Source organism: Citrobacter sp. wls826 (assembly GCF_005281245.1).
GTDB lineage: Bacteria > Pseudomonadota > Gammaproteobacteria > Enterobacterales > Enterobacteriaceae > Citrobacter > Citrobacter braakii.
In genome coordinates, this window is record NZ_SZWS01000023.1 from 80,445 (window position 1) to 81,979 (window position 1,535).

1 protein-coding gene is annotated in these 1,535 nt (G+C 58.9%); it reads left to right on the forward strand.

Going from position 1 to position 1,535, the window contains the following annotated elements; genetic code table 11:
• On the forward strand, nucleotides 1-1,535 hold a 1,535-nt coding region (locus FDW87_RS21830), incomplete at both ends, for an L-glutamate gamma-semialdehyde dehydrogenase (RefSeq protein ID WP_252363015.1).

The following is a 1,535-nucleotide window of genomic DNA, read 5'->3' on the forward strand; positions in this document are numbered from 1 at the left end:
GGCGGAACAAACCCCGTTAATTGCCGCCCAGGGCATCGCTATTTTGCTCGAAGCGGGTGTACCGCCGGGCGTGGTGCAACTGTTGCCTGGTCAGGGTGAAACCGTCGGGGCGCAGCTCACTTCCGATGAGCGCGTACGCGGCGTCATGTTTACCGGCTCAACGGAAGTCGCCACGCTGTTGCAACGCAATATTGCCACCCGCCTTGATGCTCAGGGGCGTCCAATCCCGCTTATCGCCGAAACCGGTGGGATGAACGCAATGATTGTCGACTCCTCCGCGTTGACGGAACAGGTCGTGGTCGACGTTCTGGCTTCAGCGTTTGACAGCGCCGGACAGCGCTGCTCCGCGCTGCGCGTCCTGTGTCTGCAGGATGATGTAGCCGACCATACGCTGAAAATGCTACGCGGCGCGATGGCGGAATGTCGCATGGGTAATCCAGGTCGCCTGACCACCGATATTGGGCCGGTAATTGATGAAGAAGCCAAAACCAATATTGAGCGCCATATTCAGGCCATGCGCGCCAAAGGACGCCCGGTGTTTCAGGCCGTGCGCGAAAACAGCGACGATGCGCGTGAATGGCAAACCGGTACATTTATTGCTCCGACGCTGATCGAGCTGGAAAGCTTCGACGAATTACAAAAAGAGGTGTTTGGTCCGGTACTGCACGTCGTGCGCTACACCCGTAACAATCTGGGCAACCTGATTGAGCAAATTAATGCTTCCGGCTACGGCCTGACGCTGGGCGTACACACTCGTATCGATGAAACCATCGCCCAGGTCACAGGATCGGCACACGTGGGGAACCTGTACGTTAACCGCAATATGGTCGGTGCCGTTGTCGGCGTTCAGCCATTCGGTGGCGAAGGCTTGTCTGGTACCGGGCCAAAAGCAGGTGGACCGCTGTATCTGTATCGCCTGCTGGCTAACCGCCCGGAAAATGCGTTAGGCATTACGCTTGCCCGCCAGGATGCCGACTACCCGGTCGATGCGCAGCTTAAAGCTGCACTCGTTCAGCCGCTGGAAGCGCTCAGCGAATGGGCAACCGATCGACCCTCGCTGCATGCGCTCTGCCAGCAGTTTGGCGAACTGGCGCAGGCTGGTACCCAGCGTCTGCTGCCAGGACCCACTGGCGAGCGCAATACCTGGACGCTGTTGCCGCGTGAACGCGTACTGTGTATCGCCGATGATGAACAGGACGCGCTGGTACAGGTTGCCGCTGTGGCTTCCGTTGGTAGCTTAATCCTGTGGCCAGATGATGCGTTCCATCGTGAACTGGCAAAACGTCTGCCAGCCGCCGTCTCCGGGCGCATCCAGTTTGCCAAAGCGGACAACATCACTACGCAGCCGTTTGATGCCGTTATTTTCCACGGCGATTCCGACCAACTGCGTTCACTGTGCGAAGCGGTAGCTGCCCGCGAAGGGGCGATTGTATCAGTCCAGGGCTTTGCCCGTGGCGAAAGCAATATTCTGCTGGAGAGGCTGTACATTGAACGCTCCCTGAGCGTCAATACCGCCGCTGCCGGGGGGAACGCCA